Genomic DNA, 23,786 nt, shown 5'->3' with positions numbered 1-23,786 from the left:
TTCGACCGGGCAAGCAAGGGCAGGGCGATGCGGCTGATCAAGGTTCTGGCGGTGGTGATTCTGGCGGCTGTGGCCGGTCTGGCCGGTTACGCCTATTTCGGCGACATGGAGCCCATGCGCCACGAGACGCGCCTGCCGCTGCAACTGGGGATGCCGGGTGATTGAAAGGCACGCCCTCGCGGTCCTTCTGGCGCTGATCCTCGTTCATCCCGCGCCCCCGGCGTTCGGGCAGGGCCAGCCCCTGTCGGCCAGCGACTGGCTGTCGGGCAGCGTGCGCGGCCCGCAGCGCGAAACCTCGGCCTGGCGGCCGGGAGACGAGCCCCCGCCCGCCCCCGACACGATGTCGCGCCAGCCGGTTGCAGTCAGCGGCGATGTCGGGCCGGTTCTGGTGACGCGGCTGGATCAGGGCAATCCCGACGGGGCCGGCACGATGACGCCGCGCCGGGCGGGGCTGCCGCCGGATCTGTGGGCGGGCAGCGATCCGGCCGAGCTGTCGGCACTGCTTTTGCGGACTCCGGCCCGGCTGCAATCCATGCAGGCGCTGATGCGGCGCGTTCTGACCGCGCAGCTTGCCCCGCCCCAGATCGACGGCGCGCCCGATCCGCAGGGGCGGCTGTTCATGGCGCGGGTGGACCGCCTGCTGGACATGGGCGCGCTGGACGAGGCGCAATCCCTGCTGCTGGCCGCCGGTCCCGGCGATCCCGAGATCTTCCGCCGCCTGTTCGACATCGCGCTGCTTGAAGGTGACGAACACCGCGCCTGCCGGATCATGAACAACACCCCCGGCATCGCACCCAGCTTTCCGGCGCGCATTTTCTGTCTGGCGCAGACCGGCGACTGGGCGGCCGCCGCGATCAGCCTGCATGGCGCCGAAAGCCTCGGCCTGATCGACGAGCGTCAGGCGATCATGCTGACGCATTTTCTCGACGATGCCTTCGTCGATGGCGACGAGACGCTGGACCCGGCCGAGCGGATGACGCCGCTGGAATTCCGCATCCACGAGGCGATCGGCCAGCCCCTGCCCACGATCACCCTGCCCGTCGCCTTTGCCCATAGCGACCTGCGGCTGAACAGCGGCTTCAAGGCCCGGCTGGAGGCCGCCGAGCGGCTGGCGCGGTCTGGTGCGCTTGGGCCGTTGCAGCTGCGCGCGATCTATGGCGAACAGCGTCCCGCGGCCTCGGGCGGGGTCTGGGAACGCGCCAGCGCGATGCGGACGCTGGAGGCCGCGCTGCAATCGGGCGAGCTGGCGCAGGCCCTGCCCCGCGCCTTCGACGAATTCGCCGCCGTCGGCATGGCGGACCTGCTGGCCACGATGGTGGGTGCCGATCTGCCCGACCATTACCCCGGCGACGCGCGGACCGCCGAGATCATCACCCTCTTGCGCCAATGGCGCGGCCTGACCGGGACCGAGGCGCCGCAACCCGCCCCCGAACTGGTCGCCGAGGCGCCCGAAGCCCCGCAGACCGCGCGCGGCGCGGCGTTGCTGCTGGCCATGGCCGATATCGACGCCGCGATCGAGGGCGATCTGGCGCGGGCCGGGCGCGGCATCGCCATGCTGCGCACGCTTGGCCTGACCGAGGATGCGCGTCGCGCCGAAGATCAGATCACCTTGCTGCCCCGGATGGCAGGCACGCCATGAGCCGCGACGGCGCCGCCATATCCGCCTTTCTGGACGCGCAGGCCGCCGAGGCCGGGGCCGCGCGCAACACGCTGCTGGCCTATGGACGCGACCTGAACGACCTGTCGGGCTGGCTGGCGCGCCAGTCGCTGAGCCTGGCCGATCTGACACGCGAGCGGGTCGAGGATTACCTGGCCTTTTGCGAGGCGCAGGGCCTGTCGCGCGCGACGCGGGCGCGGCGGCTGTCCTCGATCCGGCAATTCACCCGTTTCGCGCTGGAAGAGGGCTGGCGACCCGACGATCCCGCCATCCGCATCAGCGGGCCGGGCCGCACGCACCGCCTGCCCCGCAGCCTGTCCCAGCCCGAGATCGCGCGCCTGCTGGAAACCGCCCCCACAATCGGCAGGACCGAGGCCGACCGCGCGCGCTCGGCCTGTCTGGTCGAGCTGCTCTATTCGACGGGTATGCGGGTCAGCGAACTGGTCGAACTGCCCGTCGCGGGCTGCCGGGGCGATCCCGAACTGCTGCTGATCCGTGGCAAGGGCGGGCGCGAGCGGCTGGTCCCCCTGACCGGCCCGGCACGGCGCGCGCTGACCGCCTGGCTTGTCCATCGCGACAACCCGCCCGATGGCAGCCCCCTTGCGAAGCTGGTCGCGGGGCGCGGCGGCCGCTGGCTGTTTCCCGCCCCCGGCAAGGCAGGCCACCTGCCCCGGCAGGCGATCTCGCGGCTGCTGGAACGCGTCTCGGTGGTGGCGGGTCTGGACCCCGCGCGCGTCACGCCCCATGTCATCCGCCACGCCTTTGCCACCCATCTGCTGGAGGGCGGGGCCGATCTGCGGGTGATCCAGACGCTTCTGGGCCATGCCGATCTGGGAACGACGGAAATCTACACCCATGTGGTCAGTGCAAGAATGCGGGAACTGGTTCTGAACCACCACCCACTGGCCACCCAACCAAACGATAAAACATAGGTTTATCAAATCACAATGGACGATCCCTCAAGTAGTATCGACAGCGTCTTCTGGCTGACTTGCGGCGCGATTGCCTGCCTTCTGGCGGTCTCGGCCTTCTTTTCGGGCTCGGAAACGGCGCTGACGGCCTCTAGCCGGTCCAAGTTGCAGGCCCGCGCCGACAAGGGCGAGACGGGCGCACAGGCCGCGCTGCGCGTGACCGAGGACAGCGAAAAGCTGATCGGCGCGATCCTTCTGGGCAACAACGTGGTCAACATCCTGTCCGCCAGCCTTGCCACCGCGCTTCTGACGCGGGTTCTGGGCAGCAGCGGCGTGGCGATGGCGACGCTGGTGATGACGGTGCTGGTCCTGATCTTCGCCGAGGTGATGCCCAAGACCTATGCCATCTCGGCCCCCGAAAAGGTCGCAAGCCTTGTGGCGCGTCCGATCCGGCTGGTCACGATCATCCTGTCCCCGGTCGTCGCGGTTGTGCGTGTGATCGTGCGCGGCATCCTGGCGCTATTCGGCCTCAAGACCGATGCGGGCGCGCATATGTTCTCGATCGAGGAAGAGATCGCGGGCGCCCTGTCCATCGGCCATGCTTCGGGTGCCGTCCACAAGGAGGATCGCGACCGCCTGCTGGGCGCGCTGGATCTGGGCAACCGCACCGTCGAGGAGATCATGCGCCACCGGTCCGAGATCCAGATGATCGACGCCGACATGGCCCCCGAACGCATCCTTGAGGCGGTGCTGTCCAGCCCCCATACCCGCCTGCCCGTCTACAAGGACGAGCGCGAGAACGTCGTGGGCGTGGTCCATGCCAAGGATCTGCTGCGCGCGGTCAACCGCTCGGTGCGCGACCAGCGCGACCCGATGGCCGACCGGCGCCTTGACCTGATGGCGGTGGCCATGCCGCCCTATTTCGTCCCCGAGACGACCGCACTTGACGAACAGATGCGCGAATTCCTCAAGCGGCGCACGCATTTCGCGCTGGTCGTCGATGAATATGGCAGCCTGCGCGGTCTGGTGACGCTGGAGGACATCATCGAGGAAATCGTGGGCGAGATCACCGACGAACACGATACCGAGGCCGACCAGACGCTGAAGCCCAGCCCCCAGGGCGATTATCTGGTCGAGGGCGGCATGACGATCCGCGACCTGAACCGCCAGCTGGACTGGAGCCTGCCCGACGACGAGGCGAACACCGTCGCAGGGCTGGTCATCCACATGGCGCAGTCGATCCCCGATCAGGGTCAGGTCTTCAGTTTCCACGGCTACCGGTTCGAGGTAGTGACGCGGCGCGAGAACCGGATCACGCGCCTGAAGATCAGGCCTCTGGCAGCGGCGCGGGCGGGGGAAAGCTGACGCCCGGCTTGCAACCGGGCCTCATCCAACCTAACAGGTGCCGGAAGCTTCTTGCCGCAAGGGACCCGTCATGGACATCGCCGCCCGCCGCTCTGCCAATCCCGACCACTGGAACCTCGCCGCGGCCATCCGCGTGCTGTCGATGGACGCGGTCGAGGCCGCCAATTCCGGCCATCCGGGCATGCCGATGGGCATGGCCGACGTGGCGACGGTGCTGTTCCGCAACCACCTGAAATTCGACGCCTCGGCGCCGCATTGGTTCGACCGCGACCGTTTCATCCTGTCGGCGGGCCACGGCTCGATGCTGATCTATTCGCTGCTGCACCTGACGGGCTATCAGCAGATGACGCTGGATCAGATCCGGAACTTCCGCCAGATCGACGCGATCACCGCGGGCCATCCCGAATACGGCCATGTCGAGGGCGTCGAGACGACGACCGGCCCTCTGGGTCAGGGCATCGCCACCGCCGTGGGCTTCGCCATGGCCGAGGAAGCGATGCGCGCTGAATTCGGCGCCGACCTCTGCGACCACCGCACCTGGGTCATCGCGGGCGATGGCTGCCTGATGGAGGGCATCAGCCAGGAGGCCATCGGTCTGGCCGGTCACCAGAAGCTGGGCCGCCTGATCGTGCTGTGGGACAACAACGACATCACCATCGACGGCCGCGTCAGCCTGTCGGACCGGACCGACCAGCGCGCGCGCTTTGCCGCCTCGGGCTGGCGGGTCCTGTCCTGCGACGGCCACGACGCCGCCGATATCGACCGCGCGCTGCGCGAGGCCGCGCAGGATGACGGCCGCCCGGTTCTGGTCGATTGCAAGACCGTGATCGGCTTCGGCTCGCCCGCCAAGGCCGACAGCAGCAAGGCGCATGGCTCGCCCCTCGGCGCGGCCGAGATCGCGGCCACCCGCGAGGTCTATGGCTGGACCGCCGGCGCCTTCGAGATCCCGACCGAGATCATGGACCAATGGCGCCAGATCGGCGCACGGGGCGCCGAGGCGCGCGCCGCGTGGCAGGCCCGCGTCGATGCGCTGGACGCCGCCAAGCGCGACGGTTTCGCCGCCCGCATCAGCACCGATCCGAACCCGCGCCTTGCGCCGACCATCGCCGCCTTCAAAGAGCAGACGCTGGACGGCAAACCCAAGGTCGCCACCCGCAAGGCCAGCGAGAACGTGCTGGAGGTCCTGAACGCCGAGATGCCCGAGAATTTCGGCGGCTCGGCCGACCTGACGGGTTCGAACAACACCAAGACCGGCGGTCAGGGCGTGTTCAGCCCGGAAAACCGTCTGGGACGCTACATCCATTACGGCATCCGCGAACACGGCATGGCCGCCGCGATGAACGGCATCTGGCTGCATGGCGGCTTCCGCCCCTATGGCGGCACGTTCCTGACCTTTACCGATTACGCGCGCGGCGCGATGCGCCTGTCGGCGCTGATGGGCCTGCCGGTCGTCTATGTGATGACCCATGACAGCATCGGCCTGGGCGAGGACGGCCCGACCCACCAGCCGGTCGAGCATCTGGCGATCTGCCGCGCCACGCCGAACACGCTGACCCTGCGCCCCTGCGACCAGATCGAGACCGCCGAGGCCTGGGAAATCGCGCTGTCGCAGACGAACCGCCCCTCGGTCCTGGCGCTGTCGCGGCAGAACCTGCCGACCCTGCGCGAAGAGATCGCCGAGAACCTGTCGGCCAAGGGCGGCTATGTGCTGCGCGAGGGGTCCTCGGCGCCGCAGGTCGTGCTGATGGCATCGGGGTCCGAGGTCGAGATCGCCGTCGCCGCGCGCGACACGCTGGAGGCCGAAGGCATCGCCACCCGCGTCGTCTCGGTCCCCTCGATCGAGTTGTTCCTGGCGCAGGACGAGGCCTACCGCGCCAGCGTCCTGCCCGCAGGCACCGTGCGCATCGCGGTCGAGGCCGCGATCGGCCTGCCCTGGGACCGGCTGCTGCTGGGCCTTGGCGGGTCCGAGGCGAAATCGGCCTTTGTCGGCATGACGGGCTTTGGTGCATCGGGTCCGGCGCCCGCGCTCTACAAGCATTTCGGCATCACCGCCGAGGATGTCGCGGCCCGCGCGAAGGCGCTTCTGTGAGGCGCAAGCCCGACAGCCTGATGATGAACGACGCAAACCGTGGCCCTCTTGACGATCAGAGGGCCACGGGCCGCGCCCGCTGATGACCGCGCCCCGGCCTGCCATCGACATGGCCCCGCCCATGGGCCGTTTCTCGGGCCAGTCGGCGGGGATCGGGCTGCTTCTGGCCGCGATCCTGGGCTTCACGCTGATGGATGCGACCGCCAAGCACCTGACCCAGACCTATCCGGTGGGTCAGGTGATCTGGGCGCGCTTCATGGGCAACCTGCTGATCTTTGCCCTGATCTTTCACCGCCACCTGCCCCGCCTGATGCGCACGCGCCAGCCCGGCCTGCAATTCGCGCGCGCTCTGATGCAGCTGGGCTCGGTCGGGCTGTTCTTTAGCTCGCTGGCCTATATCGGGCTGGCCGAGGCGACGGCGATCATGGACCTGAACCCGGTCCTGATCACGCTTGGCGCGGCGCTGTTTCTGGGTGAACGCATCGGGCCGCGCCGGGTCGCGGGGATCGTCGTCGCGCTGTTCGGGGCCATGCTGATCATCCGGCCCGGTCTGGGCGTCTTTCAGCCCGCCGCGTTGCTGCCGCTGGCCGGGGCCTTCACCTTCGCGGCGGGAGCGCTGCTGACGCGGATGGTCAGGGCGGACAGCGTCGTCACCTCGGTCCTGTGGTCGGCTGTGGTGGGAACGGCGCTGACCAGCCTTGCCCTGCCCTTCGTCTGGCAGCCGGTCGCGGCCTCGGACCTCTGGGCATTCGGGTTGCTTGCGATCCTTGGCACGGTCAGCCAGTATCTTCTGGTGCGCGCCTTCTCGCAGGCCGAGGCCGGGGCGCTGGCGCCCTTTGGCTATACCGGGCTGGTCTGGGCGGGGCTGTGGGGCTGGCTGTTCTTTGGCCAGCTTCCCGATATCTGGACGGTGACGGGGGCGACGGTGATCGTTCTGGCAGGGCTTTACGTCTGGTCGCGCGAGGCGCAGGCCGCCCGCGCCGCGCGGAGGGCCGGATGAGCGAGGACCGCCCCGGCCTTGCCGACCGCCTGGGCAACGCGGCCTTTCTGGCGCTGATGGGCGCGGTGCGCCTGCTGCCCTATGAACGGCGCATCCGGGCGATGGGCTGGATCTTTTCACGTCTGCTGGCGCCGGTGGCGGGCTGGCGGCGGCGCATCCGGGCCAATCTGGCGATGGCGCGACCCGACCTGTCCGAAGCCGAGATCGCGGCCCTTCTGCGTGCGGTTCCCGACAATGCCGGCCGGTCCCTGGCCGAGATCTATTCGGGCGAGGAATTCACCGCCCGCATCCATGCCGCCGACCCGCTGGAGGGTCCGGGCCTGCCCGTGCTGGAGGACGCCTTTGCCCAAGGCCGCCCCGTGATCCTGGCCTGCGCGCATTTCGGCAATTACGACGCGATGCGCGCGGCGCTTGCCGGGCGCGGCTGGCCGGTCGGCGCGCTTTACCGGCCGATGAACAATCAGGCCTTCAACCGCCATTACGTCCCCGCCATCACCGCCATCGCCGAGCCGCTTTTCCCGCGCGGCCGTGCCGGGCTGGCGGCGATGCTGCGCTTTCTCAAGGGGGGCGGCTGGCTGGCTTTGGGGTTCGACCAGTTCGACCATGACGGGACCGAGCTGCGCTTTTTCGACCTGCCGACGCGCACCGTTCTGACGCCCGCCGAACTGGCTTTGCGCTATGACGCGGTTCTGGTGCCCATCGCGGGGATACGCCTGCCCGACGGGCTGCGCTTTCGCGTCCATGTGGGCGCCCCGGTCGCCAAGGGCAGCCCGGCCGAGATGATGCAGGCGCTGAACGATGATCTCGAGGTTCTGGTGCGCCAGCATATGGATCAGTGGTTCTGGGTGCATCGCCGCTGGAAATAAGGCGGCGCACATGAAAAGGCCCCGCCAAGGCGGGGCCTTTCTATTCATGCGGCAGGCGATCAGGCCCGCGCGACCTCGCGCAGGGGGGCGGCCTCTTCGCGGCGGGCGCGCAGTTCCTCGGCCACCAGGAAGGCCAGTTCCAGCGACTGGCTGGCATTCAGGCGCGGATCGCAGGCGGTGTGGTAACGGTCCGACAGATCCTCGTCCGTCACGGCGCGCACGCCGCCCGTGCATTCGGTCACGTCCTTGCCGGTCATCTCGAAATGCACGCCGCCGGGGATCGTGCCCTCGGCCTTGTGGATCGCGAAGAATTCCCGAACCTCGCGCAGGATCGAATCGAAGGCGCGCGTCTTGTAGCCGGTCGAGGACTTGATGACGTTGCCGTGCATCGGGTCGCAGGACCAGACGACATTCGCGCCCTCGGCCCGGACGGCCTCGATCAGGCGCGGCAGGTGGTCGCCGACCTTGCCCGCCCCGAAGCGGGCGATCAGGGTCAGGCGGCCGGCCTCGTTCTCGGGGTTCAGCTTGGCCATCAGCACCTTGAGGTCATCCGCCGTGGTGGTCGGGCCGCATTTCAGGCCGATCGGGTTCTGCACGCCGCGGCAGAATTCGACATGCGCGCCATCGGGCTGGCGGGTGCGGTCACCGATCCACAGCATGTGGCCAGAGCCTGCAACGGGCAGGCCGGTGGTCGAATCGATCCGCGCCAGAGCTTCTTCGTATTCCAGCAGAAGCGCCTCGTGGCTGGTGTAGAAATCGACCTTGGACAGCTGATGCGCGGTGTCCGAATTCACGCCTGCCGCATGCATGAAGGCCATCGCATCGCTGATCCGGCCCGCGATGTCGCGGTATTTCGCGGCCTCGGGGCCGCCCACGAAATCGGCGATCCAGCTTTGCACGCGCTGCATGTCCGCAAAACCGCCGGTCGAGAATGCGCGCAGAAGGTTCAGCGAGGCCGCGGCCTGCGTATAGGCCGCCAGCATCCGCTGCGGATCGGGGATGCGCGCCTCGGGGGTGAAGTCGAAGCCGTTGATGATGTCGCCGCGGTAGCTGGGCAGTTCCACGCCGCCCATCACCTCGGTCGGGGCGCTGCGCGGCTTGGCGAACTGGCCCGCCATGCGGCCGACCTTGACCACCGGAAGCTGCGCGCCCCAGGTCAGCACGACGGCCATTTGCAGCAGCACCTTGAACGTGTCGCGCAGGTTATCGGCGCTGAATTCGCTGAAGCTTTCGGCGCAATCGCCGCCCTGCAGCAGGAAGCTGCGGCCGGCTGCGACATCGGCAAGCTGCGCCTTGAGGCGACGCGCCTCGCCGGCAAAGACCAGCGGCGGGTAACGACGCAGCTGATCCTCGACCGCCGCGAGGGCGGCCGGATCGGTATAATCGGGCATCTGGACGCGCGGATAGGCGCGCCAGCCGGCCTTGTCCCAGCTTTGGGTGGCGGCGGGTTTGCGGGGCTCCTGCGTCATCTTCCATGCTCCTTGGGAAAAACGATGCCGCCCGTATAGTCGCTAACAGCCGCCGTGGGAAGGCTTGGCTGCATTTGCGGCCGCTTTGCTCAAGGACGCCAAGCCCGCCCTTGTGGCGGCGCCGAAAGCCTGTTTCTGTGCGGGCGGAACCGCAGCCAAGACAGCCCTCATGCCATCGCAGAAACCGCGCCGATTCACCTTCCTGCTTCTGGATCGATTCACCATGCTGCCCTTCACGGCGGCGATCGAGCCTCTGCGCCTGGCCAATCGCGCCTCGGGGCAGGCGCTGTTCGAATGGCGGCTGGTCGGTCCGGGGGGCGATGTGGCCACCTGCTCGAACGGGACTCGGGTCCTGCTGGACGCGGGCCTCGAAAGCGAGGCGACGCCCGGCCGGGACGAGGTCGTCATCGTCTGTGGCGGCACCGAGATCGCGCGCGAGGCGACGCGGCCGGTCCTGTCCTGGCTGCGCCGTCAGGCGCGCGGCGGGGCCTCGATCGGGGCGGTCTGCACGGGGGCCTGGATCCTGGCCGAAGCCGGGCTGCTGGACGGGCGCAAGGCGACGATCCACTGGGAGAACCATGACGGCTTCGCCGAGGCCTTTCCGCGCGTCGATCTCTATCGGTCGGTCTTCGTGCAGGACGGCAACCGCCTGACCGCGGCGGGCGGGACCAGTTCCATCGACCTGATGCTGCACCTGATCGCCGAGGATCACGGCGACCAGATCGCCGCCGAACTGGCCGACCAGATGCTGCATACCGCGATCCGCACCGATCAGGACCGCCAGCGCCTGTCCATTCCCACCCGCATCGGCGTGCGCCATCCGCGTCTGGCCGCGGTCATCGCCCGGATGGAGGCCAATCTCGAGGAACCGGTCAGCCCCGCGGAACTGGCGCAGGATGCGGGCATGTCCACCCGCCAGCTGGAGCGCCTGTTCCGCCGCTATCTGAACCGCAGCCCCAAGCGCTACTACATGGAGACGCGCCTTGCCCGCGCCCGCAACCTGCTGATGCAGACCGAGATGTCGATCATCGAGATCGCGCTGGCCTCGGGCTTTTCCAGCCCGTCGCATTTCTCGAAATGCTACCGGGCGCAATATGGCAGCACGCCCTACCGCGAGCGCGGCACCTCGGCGCCACGCGGCAAGGATTCCTTAACCTCTGTTAACCAATCGTTAACCTGTTGACGCTACCCCTCGTTGCGTAGCACACGCAGGACGGGAAAACCCGCCTGACGGCAGCAGCAGGGGCAGGCGATGGAACGCGAGATCACCGTTCTGACGGTCAGTCAGACGATCAATGTCGGCAGCGGTTCGCCGGAGATGTTCGCGCCTTTTTTCGGGCGCACCGAGTTCTTCGCGCCAGAGGGGCCCGTCGTTTCGACCCTGCATCTGCTGGATGACGATGACCGGTTCGAGAACAGCATCTACACCCCGGACGAGACCGGACAGACCCTGACCCAGCCCGCCACGATCGGCTTTGGCCCGACCGCGACCACGCTGCCGGCCGGCACGCAGATGAACAACTTCATCGGCTCGATCATGGAGGACAGCCACGGCAACCGCTTTGCGATGATCCTGCCGCGGCTCTTTGCCCCGAACGATCTGGGCGATGAACTGGGCGACCGCCACAGCGTGCTGGTCTTTCCGCTGCCCGTCACGGATCCGGGCGGGGTCGCGGTCTTTCCGCGCTTCGACCCCTCGCTGCCAATGCGCTACGTCGATGTCTACCAGATCGGCGGGGTCGAGAATTCGCTGGCCTATGCGCCGCCCCTGTCCACGACCCTCCCGGGCGACCCGCCGCCCTGCCTGGCCAAAGGCACGTTGGTCCTGACCCGGACCGGCGCCCTGCCGGTCGAGGCGCTGCGCCCCGGCATGCAGCTGATGACGCTGGATCACGGCTGGCAGAGCCTGCTCTGGTCGGGCAGCCGCCATCTGGATGCGCGCGCGCTGGACCTGTGCCCGCATCACCGGCCGATCCGGATCGAGGCGGGCGCGCTCGGCCCCGGCCAACCCGCGCGCCCGCTGGCGGTATCACCCCAGCACCGGATCCTGCTACGCTCGCGCATCGCGCGGCGGATGTTCGGGAAGGCCGAGGTCATGACCCCCGCGCGCCATCTTCTGGGTCTGCCGGGCATCACGGTGGATCAGGGCGCAGGCTCGGTCACCTATTGGCACCTGCTGATGCAGCCTCACCAGATCCTGCTGACCGAAAACGCCTGGACCGAAAGCCTGCTGCCCGGCCCGCAGGCTTTGCGCGCCTTCGGCCCCGGAATGGCCGCGACGATCCGCAATCTGGCCCCGGGCTTGGCCACCGCGCCGATCCCCGCGCGCCTCGTTCCGCCGGGCCATGCGACGCGGCGGCTGGTCCAGCGTCACATCGCCAACCCGGCCCGCGCGCTGGTCGAACCCGCCGCCGAGACGGTGCCCTAACGGTCCAACCCGACCAGCGCGCGGGCGAAATCCTCGGCGTCGAACGCGTCCAGATCGTCGATCTGCTCACCCACCCCGATGGCATGGATCGGCAAACCGAACCGGTCGGCCAAGGCCACCAGAACGCCGCCCTTCGCGGTACCGTCCAGCTTGGTCATGACCAGCCCCGACACATCGGCCAGCTTGCGGAAGGTCTCGACCTGGTTCAACGCGTTCTGACCCGTCGTCGCGTCCAGAACCAGCAAGGTGTTGTGCGGCGCCTCGGGATCCTTCTTGCGGATCACCCGGACGATCTTGGCCAGTTCCTCCATCAGATCCTGGCGGTTCTGCAACCGCCCGGCGGTGTCGATCATCAACAGATCGGCACCCTCGGCCTCGGCCCGGACCATGGCGTCAAAGGCCAGGCTCGCCGGATCGCTGCCCTGCGGCGCGACCATCACGGGAACGCCCGCGCGCCGCCCCCAGACCTGCAACTGCTCGACCGCAGCCGCCCGGAATGTGTCGCCCGCCGCGATCACGACCGACTTGCCCGCGGCCCGGAACTGGCTTGCCAGCTTGCCGATGGTCGTGGTCTTGCCCGCGCCGTTCACGCCCACGACCAGCACGACCTGCGGACGCTTGGCATAGATCGGCAAGGGACGCGCCACAGGCGCCATGATCCGCGCGATCTCGTCGGCCAGAAGCCCGCGCAACTCGGTCGAGGACAACCGCCGCCCCATCCGCCCCTCGGCGATGTTGGCGGTGACGCGCAGCGCGGTCTCGACCCCCAGATCGGCCTGGACCAGCATGTCCTCCAGTTCCTCAAGCATCGCGTCGTCCAGCACCCGGCGCGGCTCCGCTTCGCTTTCGCTACGCCCGAACAACCGCCCCACCAGACCCGCAGGCGCAGGGGCGGCAGGCGCCTCTGCCTCGCCCACGATCTCGTCAAGCCCCGCCCCGATCTTCGAGGAGGATCGCGTCAGCCGCTCTCGCAGCTTCGAGAAGAACGCCATCATCAGTCCTTTCGCTAGCGCCCGGACCCTAGCCCGCCCGCGCAGAAAGGAAAAGCCACCCGGCCTTTGCCTTGGGCCAAATATCCCGGGGGGAGTCCGCAGGACGGGGGGCAGCGCCCCCCTGCCCGGCCCGCTTCCGGGTGCCTCAGCCGCGCATCTGCCGGATCAGCCCCGCCAGCCGCTCGGTCGAGCCGTCATGCCCGGCCCCGCCCTCGCCCTTCAGCAAGGGCTCGACCTTCAGCGCCAGTTCCTTGCCCAGTTCCACGCCCCATTGGTCGTAGCTGTTGATCCCCAGGATCACGCCCTCGACAAAGACGCGATGCTCATACAGCGCCACGATCTGCCCAAGCGCAAAGGGCGTCAGTTGCTCGATCAGCAAAGTGGTCGACGGGCGGTTGCCCGGAAAGACCCGGTGGCGGGCCTGCCGTTCCAGCTCAGTGCCCTCCAGCCCCTTGGCGGCCATCAGCGCCCGCGCCTCGTCAAGGCTGCGCCCGCGCATCAGCGCCTCGGACTGCGCAAGACAATTCGCGGCCAGCAGGATGTGGTGATGCGCCAGGTCGGGCTCGTGCCCGCGCGCGGCCAGGATGAACTCGCAGGGCACAGGTGTCGTGCCCTGATGGATAAGCTGATAGAAAGCGTGCTGACCATTCGTCCCCGGCTCACCCCAGACGACGGGCCCCGAGACGATCTGCAAATCGCTGCCATCCATCGCTACGCGCTTGCCGTTCGATTCCATCTCGAGCTGTTGCAGATAGGCCGGCAGCCGCATCAGGCGGTTGTCATAGGGCAGCACGGCGCGGGTCGGATAGCCGCAGATCTGGTGATGCCATATCCCCGTCAGAGCCAGCAGCACCGGCAGGTTCGCGTCCAAGGGCGCTGTACGGAAATGAGCGTCCATCGCGGCCCCGCCCGCCAGGAATTCGTCGAACCGCGCGGGCCCCACGGCCAGCATCAGCGACAGCCCGATCGGCCCCCACATGGAATAGCGCCCGCCAACCCAATCCTCGAAGCCAAAGACCCGATCGGCCGCGATGCCGAATTCGGCGGCCTTGGCCGTGGCCGAGGACAGCGCCACGAATTGCGCGCCGGGGTCCGAGACCGACGCCGCCATCCAGTCGCGCGCGGTCCTTGCGTTGGTCATCGTCTCGATCGTGGTGAAGGTCTTGGACGCGACGATCACCAGAGTGGTGGCCGGATCAAGGCCCTTCAGCGTGTCGGCGATGTCGGCGCCGTCCACGTTGCTGACGAAATGCGTGCGCGGCCCGTCATGCCACGGCGCCAGCGCCAGCGCCGCCATGGCCGGACCCAGATCCGAGCCGCCGATGCCGATATTGACGACATCGGTGATCCGCCCGCCCTGCCCGGCCACGCGCCCGTCACGGACCCGCGCGGCGAAGTCGGACATGCGGGCATGGGTCGCGCGGACCTCGGGCATCACGTCCTGGCCGTCCACGACCACGCTGCCCGACAGGTTGCGCAGCGCGGTATGCAGGACGGCGCGGCTCTCGGTCTCGTTGATCTTCTCGCCCGAGAACATCGCCTCGCGCCGGGTCTCGACCGCCGCGTCGCGCGCAAGGTCCAGCAGCAGATCGCGCGCGCCCGCGTCGATCATGGTCTTGGAGTAATCGAGGATCAGCCCGTCCGCGCTGGCCGAGAATGCCTCGGCGCGGGCGGGGTCGGTGGCGAACAGCGCCTCGATCCGCGCATCGCCCTGCGCCTGACGATAGGATTGCAGACGATTCCAGAGATCAGACATGGCGGTCCTCATTCGGCCCAATGAACGGTGGCTTGGTCGAGAAAGGCGCGGATCGGCGCCTTGATCGGATCCAGCTTCTGCGCCCGGTCCAGCGCCTCGCGCTTTTCCGGCCCCATGATCAGGACATGGATGTTCAGCGCATCGGCCAGAACCGGGCGTGTCAGGGTGATGCGCGGTTCTTCGGCGCCCTCGGCGCGGATCGCCATGACCGGGGCCGCGTCCGGGGCCATCGCGGCCTCCAGATGGTCGGCGCCGGGGAACAGGCTGGCTGTGTGCATGTCGTTGCCCATGCCCAGCAGAGCCACCGTCAGCGGCAGATGCGGCGCCAGCCGCGCGGCCAGTGCATCGGTCGCCAGATCGGGCGAGGCATCGCCGGTATAGAGGTCGATATATTCCGCCGCAGCCGCCTTGTCCTTCAGCAGGTGCCGCCGCAGCAGGCGCGAATTCGACCGCTTGTGATCGCCATCCACCCACCGTTCATCGCCCAGAACCACGGTCACGCGGCCCCAGTCCAGATCGGCGCCCGACAGCGTCTCGAAAACGGGCGCGGGCGAGGTGCCGCCCGGCACGCAGAGCGTGGCGCGTTCGTTGCTGCGAAGATGCTGCGCCAGTTGCGAGGCGATGCGGTCGGCCAGCGACAGAGCCAGCATCTCGCGGTCGGGATAGTCCCGGAATTCCATGCTCATGACCTGATCTCCCTCCAGCGGCGATTGTCGCGGTGCATCAGGCGCAACGCTTCCTCGGGGCCCGAGGATCCGGGGTCATAGGGTTCGGGACGGCGCTTGCTGTCCTCCCATGCGTTGATGATGGGATCGGTCCAGGCCCAGGCGGCCTCGACCTCGTCGCCGCGCATGAACAGGGTCTGGTTGCCGCGGATCACATCCATGATCAGCCGCTCATAGGCATCGGGCATGTCCGCACCATCGGCGCCAAGCGCATCGGCAAAGGACATGTCCAGCGGCACCTGCACAAGGCGCATCCCCCCCGGCCCCGGCTCCTTGATCATCACCTTGAGGTTCATGCCCTCGTTCGGTTGCAGGCGGATGACAAGCTCGTTGGCCTTGGGCTGGCCGCTATCGTCAAAGATCGAATGCGGCGGCTCCTTGAAGGTGATCGCGATCTCGCTGGTCCGCGCGCGCAACTTCTTGCCGGTGCGCAGATAGAAGGGCGTGCCCTGCCAGCGCCAGTTCGAGATACGCACCTTCATCGCCACATAGCTTTCCGTGCGCGAATCCGGATCCTCGGCATGGATCAGGTAATCGTCGCCATCGTCGCGATACTGGCCGCGCACGATATCCTCGGGCGGGACGGCCTCCAGCGCGCGGATCACCTTGAGCTTCTCGTCGCGCACGGCATCGGGGTCGAAGTGGTAGGGCGGCTCCATCGCGATGAGGCAAAGCAGCTGCATCATGTGGTTCTGGACCATGTCGCGGATTGCGCCGGACTTGTCGTAATAGCTGCCCCGGCCCGCCACGCCGACGGTTTCGGCCACCGTGATCTGGACATGGTCGATGAACTGCGCGTTCCAGAGCGGCTCGAACAGGACATTGGCAAAGCGCACCGCCATCAGGTTCTGGACGGTTTCCTTGCCCAGATAATGGTCGATCCGATAGATCTGGTGTTCGTGGAAATGCTGCGCGAGCGTGGCGTTCAGCGCCTTTGCGCTGGCCAGATCGCGGCCAAAGGGCTTTTCGACCACGATGCGGCTGTCATCATCGGCGATGCCGTGTCCGGCCAGCCGTTCCGCGATGTCGCCGAACAGGGCAGGCGCGACCGAGAAATAGAAGGCGTGAACCGCGCCGGGGCGCATCCGGGCCTTCAGCTCCTGCCAGCCACCCTCGCCGCGCGCGTCGATGGCGACATAGCCCAGCAGCGACAGGAACTCGGCCAGCTGCGGATCGCCCTCGGCGGCGCCCCCGAATTCACGGATCGCGCCCTCGGCCTCGGCCTGAAAGGCCCTGTCGTCCTGGGGGGTGCGTGCAGCACCGATGATGCGGCTGGTCGCCGGGATCTGCCCGGCCTTGAAGCGCCGGAACAGGCCCGGCAGGATCTTGCGATGGGCCAGATCGCCCGTGGCACCAAAGATCACCAGATCGAAATCATCGACCGGAATGACGCGCGAGACCATGCTGTCCTCCTTGTGGATCGGCTTCGCCTTATCCGTTGTTAGCGTTAACAGCAACCGGGTTCAACCTTCACGGCACGTGCCAGCCGCGGCAGGCGGCAGCGTTTGAGCATTTCGGCCATGTCCATGCCGCCCCCAAGGGCAGAGGCCTTGGCCCGCGCGGCCTCCAGCGCGGCGCGGACGGCGGCGGGATGGGCGCGGTGCAGGTCCAGCAGGAAGGCGTCGGGATGGATGGCCCGCAGCCCCAGCCCCGCCATGATCCGGGGCGGGAAATCGCGCAGATTTGCGGTCACGACCAGATCGGCGCCACCCGCCAGAGCGGCCTCCAGCACGTGACGGTCGGCCGGGTCGGGCAGGTCCAGATCGATCGCCGCACAGCCCTGATCGTCGCATTCAGCGTCGGGAAAGCGCAGCCGCAAAAGCGCAATCTCGGCCCCGGCCACGGTAGCGGCATCTTCGCCAAGCCGTGCCGCCGCATGGCGCCATTCCTCAAGGATGCGCGGCGACCACAAAGGCCGGAACAGCCCGGCCCCCGCCAGATCCGACAGGATCTCGCGCAGGATCGTGGGATAAAGCACGTTGGCGTCCAGCAGGGCGCGCATCAATCCAGCCGGAAGAACAGGGCCTTGAGATAGCCGGTCTCGGCAAGCTGCGGCAGGGTCGGATGATCCGGCCCGGCCTGCCCGGTATGGATCAGCACCCCGCGCCTCCCGCCCCGCCCGATGCCGCGCGCGCTGACATTGCGGAACGCGGTCAGGTCGGCGGCATGGCTGCAACTGCACAGGCCCAGATAGCCCCCCGGCGCGACCAGAGGCGCGGCCAGCTTCGCCACCCGCTCATAGGCGCGAAGGCCCGCCTCCAATGCGGGTTTCGAGGGCGCAAAGGCGGGCGGATCGCAGATCACCACCTCGAACCGGCGGCCTTCGGCGGCCAGCGCCTCAAGCGCGTAAAAGGCATCGGCGCGCATGACCTCCAGCCGGTCGCCCGCGCCCATCGCCTGCGCGCCCTGCTGCGCCAGCTCCAGCGCAGGCGCGCTGCCATCGACGCAAAGCGCGCTGGAGGCGCCCCCCGCCAGCATCGCCAGCCCAAAGCCGCCGACATGGCTGAACACGTCCAGAACCGCGCCGCCCCCGGCCAGCCGCTGTGCAAAGGCATGGTTCGGCCGCTGGTCATAGAACAGCCCCGTCTTCTGCCCGCCCATCAGATCGGCCATGTAGACGGCGCCGTTCATCGTCACCGGAACAGGCCGCTCGGGGGCGGTGCCGCGCAGAACCTCCATCCGCTCACCCAGACCCTCAAGCCCGCGCGCGCGACCCTGCCCGTTCAGAATCACCCCCGTGACGCCTGTGACGTTGACCAGCGCATCCGCGATCGCCCCCGCCATGCCGTCCGCCCAGGCGGCATTGGGCTGGATCACGGCATGATCGCCGAACCGGTCGATGACCAGACCGGGCAACCCGTCAGCCTCGGCATGAACCAACCGGTAGAAGGGCGCGTCATGCAGCCGCTCGCGCAGCGCCAGTGCGCGGGCCAGCCGCGCCTCCAGCCAGGCCGCGTCGATGCGCGCCTCGGGATCGGCATCCATGACCCGCGCGACGATCTTCGAATTCGGATTGACCGTCACCAAGCCCAAAGGCCGCCGTTCGGCATCCTCCAGCACGGCCAGCGCACCGGGCGCGACGCCGCGCGTGCGCCGGTCCAGCACCGCCTCATCGGCATAGACCCAGGGAAAGCCGTGGCGGATCGCCTGGGGCTTCGATTTCGGACGCAGGCGGATGACAGGCAGGTCGGACATGGCAGGATTCCTTTCGCCGCCGATCTGACACGCGCCGCAGCGGCAAACAAGCCACAGAGGCACCCCCGCTTCTTCTTCACCCAAATATCCCGGGGGAGTCGCCGCAGGCGACGGGGGCAGCGCCCCCTGCCCGCCCGAAATCACGCGCGCCCGGTTGAACCGTTACCGCTAACGCTGTATATACCCCTCATAGCCAGAGGAGCCCCAGATGACCCTTCACGCCACGCTCGACCGGGTGACCGACCGCATCCGCGAACGCTCGCACAAGGCGCGCAGCGCCTATCTGGCCAAGATCGCGCGCGCCGCACAGGAAGGACCCGCCCGCGCGCACCTGTCCTGCGGCAACCAGGCCCATGCCTATGCCGCGATGGAGGACAAGGCCGATCTGGCGACCTCGCGCAAACCCAATATCGGGATCGTGACCGCCTATAACGACATGCTCTCGGCCCACCAGCCCTATGAGCGCTATCCCGACATCATCCGCCGCGCGGGCCGCGAGGCGGGCGCCACGGTGCAGGTCGCGGGCGGCGTCCCGGCCATGTGCGACGGTGTCACCCAAGGGCGCCCGGGGATGGAGCTGTCGCTCTTTTCGCGCGACGTGATCGCGCTGGCGGCGGGGGTCGCGCTGTCGCATGACTGCTTTGACGCGGCGCTCTATCTGGGGGTCTGCGACAAGATCGTGCCGGGGCTGATCATCGCGGCGGGCACGTTTGGCCATATCCCGGCGGTGTTCATCCCGGCAGGCCCCATGCCCTCGGGCCTGCCCAATGACGAAAAGGCCAAGGTCCGCCAGCAATTCGCCACAGGCGAGGTCGGGCGCGAAGCGCTGATGGCCGCCGAGATGGCCAGCTATCACAGCGCGGGCACATGCACCTTCTACGGCACCGCGAACACCAACCAGATGCTGATGGAGTTCATGGGCCTGCATCTGCCCGGCTCCAGCTTCGTCAATCCCGGCACGCCGCTGCGCGAGGCGCTGACCGTCGCCGCCGTGCAGCGTGCCGCGCAGCTGACCAATCTGGGCAACGAATACCTGCCCGCGGGCGAGGTTCTGGACGAACGCGCCTTCATCAACGGGATCGTCGGGCTGATGGCCACGGGTGGCTCGACCAACCTCGTGCTGCACCTGCCCGCGATGGCGCGGGCCTCGGGCGTGATCCTCGACATCGAGGATTTCAACGACCTCTCCGAGGCCGTGCCGCTGCTGGCACGCGTCTATCCCAACGGTCTGGCCGATGTGAACCATTTCCACGCGGCGGGCGGGCTTGGCTTCATGATCCGGCAATTGCTGGAGGGCGGGCTCTTGCATGCCGACGTCAAGACGGTGAACGGCACCGGCCTTGACGGCTATATCGCCGAACCCAAGCTGGACGGGACCGGCATCCGGTGGGAGGAAGGCGCCCGCGAAAGCCTGAACGACCGCATCGTGCGCCCGATCAGCGACCCCTTTGCGCGCACAGGCGGGCTGAAGCAGCTTGCCGGCAATCTGGGCCGGGGCGTCATCAAGATCAGCGCCGTCGCCCCCGAGCGCCACATCATCGAAGCCCGCGCCCGCGTCTTCGAGGATCAGGAATCGGTCAAGACCGCCTTCAAGTCCGGCGAATTCACCGAGGACACCATCGTCGTCGTCCGCTTCCAGGGACCGCGCGCGAACGGGATGCCGGAACTGCATTCGCTGACGCCCACCCTGGCGGTGCTGCAGGATCGCGGCCTCAAGGTCGCGCTGGTGACGGATGGGCGGATGTCGGGCGCTTCGGGCAAGGTTCCCGCCGCGATCCATGTCGCCCCCGAGGCAGCGGGCGGCGGTCCGCTGGCGCGGCTGCGCGACGGTGATCTGGTGCGGCTGGACGCGGTGGCGGGGACGCTGGACTGCCTGGAACCCGATTTCGACGCGCGCGAACCCGCGATCCACGATGCCAGCCACAGCGCCGAAGGCGTGGGGCGAGAGCTTTTCGCGGCCTTCCGCGCCGTGGCCGGACCCGCCGATCAGGGCGCAGGCGTCGTCGTCTGACGCCAGCCCCCCCGAACCCGGCCCAAGAAGAAAGGGGCGCGCTTGCCGCGCCCCTTTCCCGTGTCAGCCGATCTGCAGCGGATAAGGCCCCGCGCCCAGATCGTGGCGCAGATAGGCGATGGCGGTGGCCATCACGCCCTCGGGTGGCTCGACCGCGTCGCAAAGCGCAAGGATGGTCGCGTTCAGCGTGTCGTCGTCGGTCTCGCGGTCAAGGCCCAGCACTTCGCGGGCATCGCCGCGATGCGCCTCGATCTTGGTCAGGCTCCAGCTCATCAGGGCGCCCAACAGCGCATCGTCGCTGTCGCGCAGCGCAAGCTGTGTGACGGCCGCAGCCTCGGGCCAGCACCCGGCGCGCGCTGCCGAGATCTGCGCCAGGGCGGCAATGTCGCGGTCCGCGCGGTCCTGCTGGACGAGGCGACGCAGCAAGGGCGGCGCGCTGGCGTGGCGATGCGCCTGATGCAGCACGCTCAGCAATTGCGCGAATTGCGACAGCGGCGGGACGGGCTGCTGTTCGGGGTCCAGAAGCAGGTCGTTATACCACTGGAACGCGGTGCGCGCGCGTTCCGCGCCAAAATGGAACTGGAAGTTCGACGGATAATCGTTCGGCCCCTTGACCAGCAGCACCCCGTCCCGGAAGCCCGTCATCTGGATCACCAGAGGCGCGGTCTCGATCGGCTGGACATGCGGAAAGGCCAGCGATTGCTCGACATGGTCGATCTGCTGGAACAGGTTCAGGATCGGCGCGGTCGCGGCGGGCCAGCCGGGAATGGCCAGCGCCTCGCCATCGGCCATCTGGTCCAGACGGTCGCGCAGGGCCAGATGATCCTCCCACAGGGCGTGGTCGCCCTGTTCGACGCGCGGCTCGGTCAGCTCGATCCCCCAGAGCCCCGCGCGCCCGACGGCCAGCGCCGCGCCGCCCGGCGTCAGAGGCAGCGCCTCGGGGGCCGCGCCCTCCTCGGCGGTGGTGACGGCGATGATGTTGTGCATCCGGTCGATGCGCGAGATGACCGGACCCTGGGGCATCGCCGCATCCGGTCGCCCCAGATCCAGCATCAGCCCGCCGAAGCTGCCGATCGTGTTCGGCGCCGTCATCGTGATCGAGCCACCAAGCGCGAGCATGAAGGCCGCTTGCACATCCTCGACCAGATAGAGCCCGCCAGGTTTCAAGGCCGGGAACAGCATCGTGAAGCTCTGCCAGACATGGGCATTGTGGTGGCTGCCATCGTCCAGGATCACGTCAAAGGGACCGTGTTCGGCAATCAGGCGCGCGATCACGTCCGGATCGATCTGGCTGCCCTGCACGATTGTCACGCGCGGACCCAGATCAAGCTGCTTGGCCGCGACATCCAGCCCGACAATGCTGGCCTCGGGCAGGTAATCGCGCCACATCGCCAGCGATTCGCCGCCCGCAAGCGGGTCGTCATAGCCGCCGACGCCGATCTCTAGCATCTTCAGCGGCCTGTCGCGCCGGTCCGCCAGCAGCGCGTGATAGACGGGGGTGTAATCGTGCATCCCGAACTTGTCGGTGCCGTGAAGGATCGCCAGGCGCGTGAGCGGATCGACCATGAAAACTCCTGAGAGAGACAGCCCTCAGGATGCCCGGAGCGCGGCCCGCTTGGCAAGGTCTCAGGCCGCCGCCGCGACCACCTCGCAGACGGCACGGCGCAGATAACCCGTAAAATCCGAGGCAACCAGCCGCGCCGGGCCGTCGGCCACATAGACGTTCAGCCAGGTCGGCGGCAAGGGCGGCAGCGCGCCGCCATGTTCGACCACCTCCAGCCCCGGGGTCGAGATCCCGCGCGGCAGGATCGTGATGCCCAGATCGGCCGCTGCCAGAACCCGCCAGGTGTCGCTGCCGCCATCACCCACGACCTGCATCCATTCGATGCCCGCATCCTGCAGCGCGGCCATGCCCACCGGATAATAGGCGCAATGGGGCGAATTGGCGATCGGCACCGGCCTTTCGCGCCAGGCGCTGCCCCGCTGCGCGCCGAACCAGGCCAGATCGACCTTGGCCAGATGGATCGCACCCGCCGGCGCGTCGAATTCCGTGGTCAAGATCACATCATGCTCGCCCCGCTTCATCTGGGCGCGCAGGTCCTTACTGCGGGCATCGTTGATGATCAGCTCGACCTGGCCGTTCTCGCGGCGAAAGGCGCGCACGGCCTGCGCCACGCGGTCGAACAGCCAGTCAGAGGTCAGCCCGACACGCAGCCGCATCTCGGGCCGGGCGCCGGTGAAACGCGACAGGATCGCGTCGTTCAGCGCGACCAGCTTGCGGCTTTCGCCCAGCAGGTCCTGCGCGAAATCCGACAGGACCACGCCGCGGCCCGATCGTTCCAGCATCGGGCGGCCGAACACGTCCTCAAGCCGCTTCATCTGCATCGAAAGCGCGCTTTGGGTCATGTTCAACGCCTCGGCCGCGCGGGTGACGGCGCCGTATTCGGCCACAGCCTGCAGGGACCGCAGCGTTGCGATGTCGAGATTGCGCATTCTTCATCATCCGTGATGGGACAGATCAAAAGCATTCGTTTCACAAATATCAGTCGCCCGCCTATCTATCAATCATGAATATCGGAAAGCATCCAATCATCACGAATTATGATATTCCAGATCAGCGGAGTTGAACCATGACCACCAGATCCAATGCCATGCTGCGCGTCGTCACCGGACAGGGGCTGATCCCCCGCCCGCGCCTGCTTGAGCGTCTGCTGACCATGTTCGATGTCCAGCGCACCCGGATCGACCTGTCGCGGCTGGACGACGAGATGCTGCGCGATATCGGCCTGTCCCGCGACGAGGTCGAGGCCGAACTGAGCCGCCCGGTCTGGGACGTGCCCGCCAACTGGCGGCGCCGCTAGGCGTCCTTGGGGAGGCCGAACCGTTCGCGCATCCGCGTCTCGATCTGGTCACGCACCTGACGATAGAGCGCCAGTTTGGCGTCGCGCCCCTCGGCCAGGCCCGAAGGGTCCATGATCGGCCAGTATTCGACCTCGATATGGGCGTGGCGCGTCATCTCCAGCGCCATGCGCTGGCTGGCAGGCGACAGGGCGACGATCAGGTCGAACTGGCCCAGATCGTCGCCCCAATCCTGCATCTCGTCGAAGCTGCGGCTGCGGTGGTGGGCAAGCGGCACGCCGATCTCGTCACAGACGGCGATGGCGAAGCCGTCCACCTCCATGTCGTTCTTGACGCCCGCCGATTGCACATAGGCGGCCCGGCCATAGAACTTCTTCATCATCCCCTCGGCCATCGGGGAACGGATGGCATTGTGATCGCAGCAGAACAGTATCGACGAGGGGATCTTGTCCTCGGCCATCGC

21 protein-coding genes are annotated in these 23,786 nt (G+C 68.1%); 11 read left to right on the top strand and 10 right to left on the bottom strand.

Features of this window, described 5'->3' with window-relative positions; genetic code table 11:
• Window positions 1–27 precede the first annotated feature (27 nt).
• From ACTZWU_RS09940 to ACTZWU_RS09910, 7 genes are all read left to right on the top strand, one after another.
• Window positions 28–165 (top strand): hypothetical protein, encoded by a 138-nt coding sequence (locus ACTZWU_RS09940; RefSeq protein ID WP_444737206.1) that lies wholly within the window; start codon window positions 28–30, stop codon window positions 163–165.
• The gene (locus tag ACTZWU_RS09935) at window positions 158–1,639 is read left to right on the top strand and encodes a hypothetical protein (protein WP_444737205.1); all 1,482 of its coding nucleotides are present in this window, start codon (window positions 158–160) and stop codon (window positions 1,637–1,639) included. The genes ACTZWU_RS09940 and ACTZWU_RS09935 overlap by 8 nt, the downstream gene beginning before the upstream one ends.
• Entirely contained in the window at window positions 1,636–2,589 is a 954-nt protein-coding gene (locus tag ACTZWU_RS09930) for a tyrosine recombinase (protein ID WP_444737204.1), read from the top strand. The genes ACTZWU_RS09935 and ACTZWU_RS09930 overlap by 4 nt, the downstream gene beginning before the upstream one ends.
• Before the next feature lie 15 nt (window positions 2,590–2,604).
• On the top strand, window positions 2,605–3,933 hold the full coding sequence (locus ACTZWU_RS09925; protein ID WP_444737203.1) for an HlyC/CorC family transporter: 1,329 nt from the start codon (window positions 2,605–2,607) through the stop codon (window positions 3,931–3,933).
• Window positions 3,934–4,003: 70 nt separating this feature from the next.
• Entirely contained in the window at window positions 4,004–6,022 is a 2,019-nt protein-coding gene (gene tkt, locus ACTZWU_RS09920; protein WP_444737202.1) for a transketolase, read from the top strand.
• Window positions 6,023–6,104: 82 nt separating this feature from the next.
• Window positions 6,105–7,022: a DMT family transporter gene (locus ACTZWU_RS09915; protein WP_444737201.1), complete on the top strand. Its 918-nt coding sequence runs from the start codon at window positions 6,105–6,107 to the stop codon at window positions 7,020–7,022.
• Window positions 7,019–7,888 (top strand): lysophospholipid acyltransferase family protein, encoded by an 870-nt coding sequence (locus ACTZWU_RS09910; protein ID WP_444737200.1) that lies wholly within the window; start codon window positions 7,019–7,021, stop codon window positions 7,886–7,888. The genes ACTZWU_RS09915 and ACTZWU_RS09910 overlap by 4 nt, the downstream gene beginning before the upstream one ends.
• A 59-nt stretch (window positions 7,889–7,947) precedes the next feature.
• Here ACTZWU_RS09910 and ACTZWU_RS09905 read toward each other — a convergent pair whose 3' ends face one another.
• On the bottom strand, window positions 7,948–9,357 hold the full coding sequence (locus ACTZWU_RS09905; protein ID WP_444737199.1) for a class II 3-deoxy-7-phosphoheptulonate synthase: 1,410 nt from the start codon (window positions 9,355–9,357) through the stop codon (window positions 7,948–7,950).
• A 169-nt stretch (window positions 9,358–9,526) separates the two neighbouring features.
• Here ACTZWU_RS09905 and ACTZWU_RS09900 point away from each other — a divergent pair, with 169 nt between their 5' ends.
• Together ACTZWU_RS09900 and ACTZWU_RS09895 are read left to right on the top strand one after the other, a co-directional pair.
• Window positions 9,527–10,540: a GlxA family transcriptional regulator gene (locus ACTZWU_RS09900; RefSeq protein ID WP_444737198.1), complete on the top strand. Its 1,014-nt coding sequence runs from the start codon at window positions 9,527–9,529 to the stop codon at window positions 10,538–10,540.
• Window positions 10,541–10,609: 69 nt separating this feature from the next.
• The gene (locus tag ACTZWU_RS09895; protein ID WP_444737197.1) at window positions 10,610–11,785 is read left to right on the top strand and encodes a Hint domain-containing protein; all 1,176 of its coding nucleotides are present in this window, start codon (window positions 10,610–10,612) and stop codon (window positions 11,783–11,785) included.
• Here ACTZWU_RS09895 and ftsY read toward each other — a convergent pair.
• The 6 genes from ftsY to ACTZWU_RS09865 form a co-directional block, all read right to left on the bottom strand.
• Window positions 11,782–12,777: a signal recognition particle-docking protein FtsY gene (gene ftsY / locus ACTZWU_RS09890; protein ID WP_444737196.1), complete on the bottom strand. Its 996-nt coding sequence runs from the start codon at window positions 12,775–12,777 to the stop codon at window positions 11,782–11,784. The two genes, ACTZWU_RS09895 and ftsY, sit on opposite strands and share 4 nt — an antisense overlap.
• A gap of 145 nt (window positions 12,778–12,922) precedes the next feature.
• Window positions 12,923–14,533, bottom strand: a complete 1,611-nt coding sequence (gene pgi, locus ACTZWU_RS09885; RefSeq protein ID WP_444737195.1) for a glucose-6-phosphate isomerase — start codon at window positions 14,531–14,533, stop codon at window positions 12,923–12,925.
• Between the two features lie 8 nt (window positions 14,534–14,541).
• Window positions 14,542–15,213 carry a 6-phosphogluconolactonase gene (gene pgl / locus ACTZWU_RS09880; RefSeq protein ID WP_444737360.1) on the bottom strand — a complete coding sequence of 224 codons (672 nt, stop codon included), beginning with the start codon at window positions 15,211–15,213 and terminating at the stop codon, window positions 14,542–14,544.
• 2 nt (window positions 15,214–15,215) lie between these two features.
• The gene (gene zwf / locus ACTZWU_RS09875) at window positions 15,216–16,661 is read right to left on the bottom strand and encodes a glucose-6-phosphate dehydrogenase (protein WP_444737194.1); all 1,446 of its coding nucleotides are present in this window, start codon (window positions 16,659–16,661) and stop codon (window positions 15,216–15,218) included.
• Window positions 16,662–16,705: 44 nt separating this feature from the next.
• Window positions 16,706–17,260: an RSP_2648 family PIN domain-containing protein gene (locus tag ACTZWU_RS09870; RefSeq protein ID WP_444737193.1), complete on the bottom strand. Its 555-nt coding sequence runs from the start codon at window positions 17,258–17,260 to the stop codon at window positions 16,706–16,708.
• A complete protein-coding gene (locus tag ACTZWU_RS09865) occupies window positions 17,260–18,453 on the bottom strand; it encodes an RSP_2647 family RNA methyltransferase (protein WP_444737192.1) in 1,194 nt (397 codons plus the stop codon). Before ACTZWU_RS09865 ends, ACTZWU_RS09870 begins: the two co-directional genes overlap by 1 nt.
• A 208-nt stretch (window positions 18,454–18,661) precedes the next feature.
• Here ACTZWU_RS09865 and edd point away from each other — a divergent pair, with 208 nt between their 5' ends.
• Window positions 18,662–20,464, top strand: coding sequence for a phosphogluconate dehydratase (edd, locus tag ACTZWU_RS09860; RefSeq protein WP_444737191.1), 1,803 nt, complete (start codon window positions 18,662–18,664; stop codon window positions 20,462–20,464).
• Window positions 20,465–20,527: 63 nt separating this feature from the next.
• On the opposite strand, the gene ACTZWU_RS09855 is transcribed toward edd, so the two are convergent.
• Window positions 20,528–22,030, bottom strand: coding sequence for a hypothetical protein (locus ACTZWU_RS09855; protein ID WP_444737190.1), 1,503 nt, complete (start codon window positions 22,028–22,030; stop codon window positions 20,528–20,530).
• A gap of 60 nt (window positions 22,031–22,090) precedes the next feature.
• Window positions 22,091–22,957, bottom strand: coding sequence for a LysR family transcriptional regulator (locus ACTZWU_RS09850; protein WP_444737189.1), 867 nt, complete (start codon window positions 22,955–22,957; stop codon window positions 22,091–22,093).
• 137 nt (window positions 22,958–23,094) lie between these two features.
• On the opposite strand from ACTZWU_RS09850, the gene ACTZWU_RS09845 reads away from it, so the two are divergent.
• The gene (locus tag ACTZWU_RS09845; RefSeq protein WP_444737188.1) at window positions 23,095–23,325 is read left to right on the top strand and encodes a DUF1127 domain-containing protein; all 231 of its coding nucleotides are present in this window, start codon (window positions 23,095–23,097) and stop codon (window positions 23,323–23,325) included.
• Here the strand turns inward: ACTZWU_RS09845 and ACTZWU_RS09840 are convergent.
• Window positions 23,322–23,783 carry an arsenate-mycothiol transferase ArsC gene (locus tag ACTZWU_RS09840; protein ID WP_444737187.1) on the bottom strand — a complete coding sequence of 154 codons (462 nt, stop codon included), beginning with the start codon at window positions 23,781–23,783 and terminating at the stop codon, window positions 23,322–23,324. The two genes, ACTZWU_RS09845 and ACTZWU_RS09840, sit on opposite strands and share 4 nt — an antisense overlap.
• Window positions 23,784–23,786 lie beyond the last annotated feature (3 nt).

It is taken from the genome of Paracoccus sp. NSM (assembly GCF_052379855.1).
Classification (GTDB): Bacteria; Pseudomonadota; Alphaproteobacteria; order Rhodobacterales; family Rhodobacteraceae; genus Paracoccus.
Note: the sequence above shows the minus strand (reverse complement) of the source record. Positions and strands in the feature narration are given on the sequence as shown.

Coding starts and splice junctions, on each gene's coding strand:
- ACTZWU_RS09940 (WP_444737206.1), top strand. CDS start 28: ATGCGGCTGATCAAGGTTCTGGCGGTGGTGATTCTGGCGGCTGTGGCC.
- ACTZWU_RS09930 (WP_444737204.1), top strand. CDS start 1,636: ATGAGCCGCGACGGCGCCGCCATATCCGCCTTTCTGGACGCGCAGGCC.
- ACTZWU_RS09925 (WP_444737203.1), top strand. CDS start 2,605: ATGGACGATCCCTCAAGTAGTATCGACAGCGTCTTCTGGCTGACTTGC.
- tkt (WP_444737202.1), top strand. CDS start 4,004: ATGGACATCGCCGCCCGCCGCTCTGCCAATCCCGACCACTGGAACCTC.
- ACTZWU_RS09915 (WP_444737201.1), top strand. CDS start 6,105: ATGACCGCGCCCCGGCCTGCCATCGACATGGCCCCGCCCATGGGCCGT.
- ACTZWU_RS09910 (WP_444737200.1), top strand. CDS start 7,019: ATGAGCGAGGACCGCCCCGGCCTTGCCGACCGCCTGGGCAACGCGGCC.
- ACTZWU_RS09905 (WP_444737199.1), bottom strand. CDS start 9,357: ATGACGCAGGAGCCCCGCAAACCCGCCGCCACCCAAAGCTGGGACAAG.
- ACTZWU_RS09900 (WP_444737198.1), top strand. CDS start 9,527: ATGCCATCGCAGAAACCGCGCCGATTCACCTTCCTGCTTCTGGATCGA.
- ACTZWU_RS09895 (WP_444737197.1), top strand. CDS start 10,610: ATGGAACGCGAGATCACCGTTCTGACGGTCAGTCAGACGATCAATGTC.
- ftsY (WP_444737196.1), bottom strand. CDS start 12,777: ATGGCGTTCTTCTCGAAGCTGCGAGAGCGGCTGACGCGATCCTCCTCG.
- pgi (WP_444737195.1), bottom strand. CDS start 14,533: ATGTCTGATCTCTGGAATCGTCTGCAATCCTATCGTCAGGCGCAGGGC.
- pgl (WP_444737360.1), bottom strand. CDS start 15,213: ATGGAATTCCGGGACTATCCCGACCGCGAGATGCTGGCTCTGTCGCTG.
- zwf (WP_444737194.1), bottom strand. CDS start 16,661: ATGGTCTCGCGCGTCATTCCGGTCGATGATTTCGATCTGGTGATCTTT.
- ACTZWU_RS09870 (WP_444737193.1), bottom strand. CDS start 17,260: ATGCGCGCCCTGCTGGACGCCAACGTGCTTTATCCCACGATCCTGCGC.
- ACTZWU_RS09865 (WP_444737192.1), bottom strand. CDS start 18,453: ATGTCCGACCTGCCTGTCATCCGCCTGCGTCCGAAATCGAAGCCCCAG.
- edd (WP_444737191.1), top strand. CDS start 18,662: ATGACCCTTCACGCCACGCTCGACCGGGTGACCGACCGCATCCGCGAA.
- ACTZWU_RS09855 (WP_444737190.1), bottom strand. CDS start 22,030: ATGGTCGATCCGCTCACGCGCCTGGCGATCCTTCACGGCACCGACAAG.
- ACTZWU_RS09850 (WP_444737189.1), bottom strand. CDS start 22,957: ATGCGCAATCTCGACATCGCAACGCTGCGGTCCCTGCAGGCTGTGGCC.
- ACTZWU_RS09845 (WP_444737188.1), top strand. CDS start 23,095: ATGACCACCAGATCCAATGCCATGCTGCGCGTCGTCACCGGACAGGGG.
- ACTZWU_RS09840 (WP_444737187.1), bottom strand. CDS start 23,783: ATGGCCGAGGACAAGATCCCCTCGTCGATACTGTTCTGCTGCGATCAC.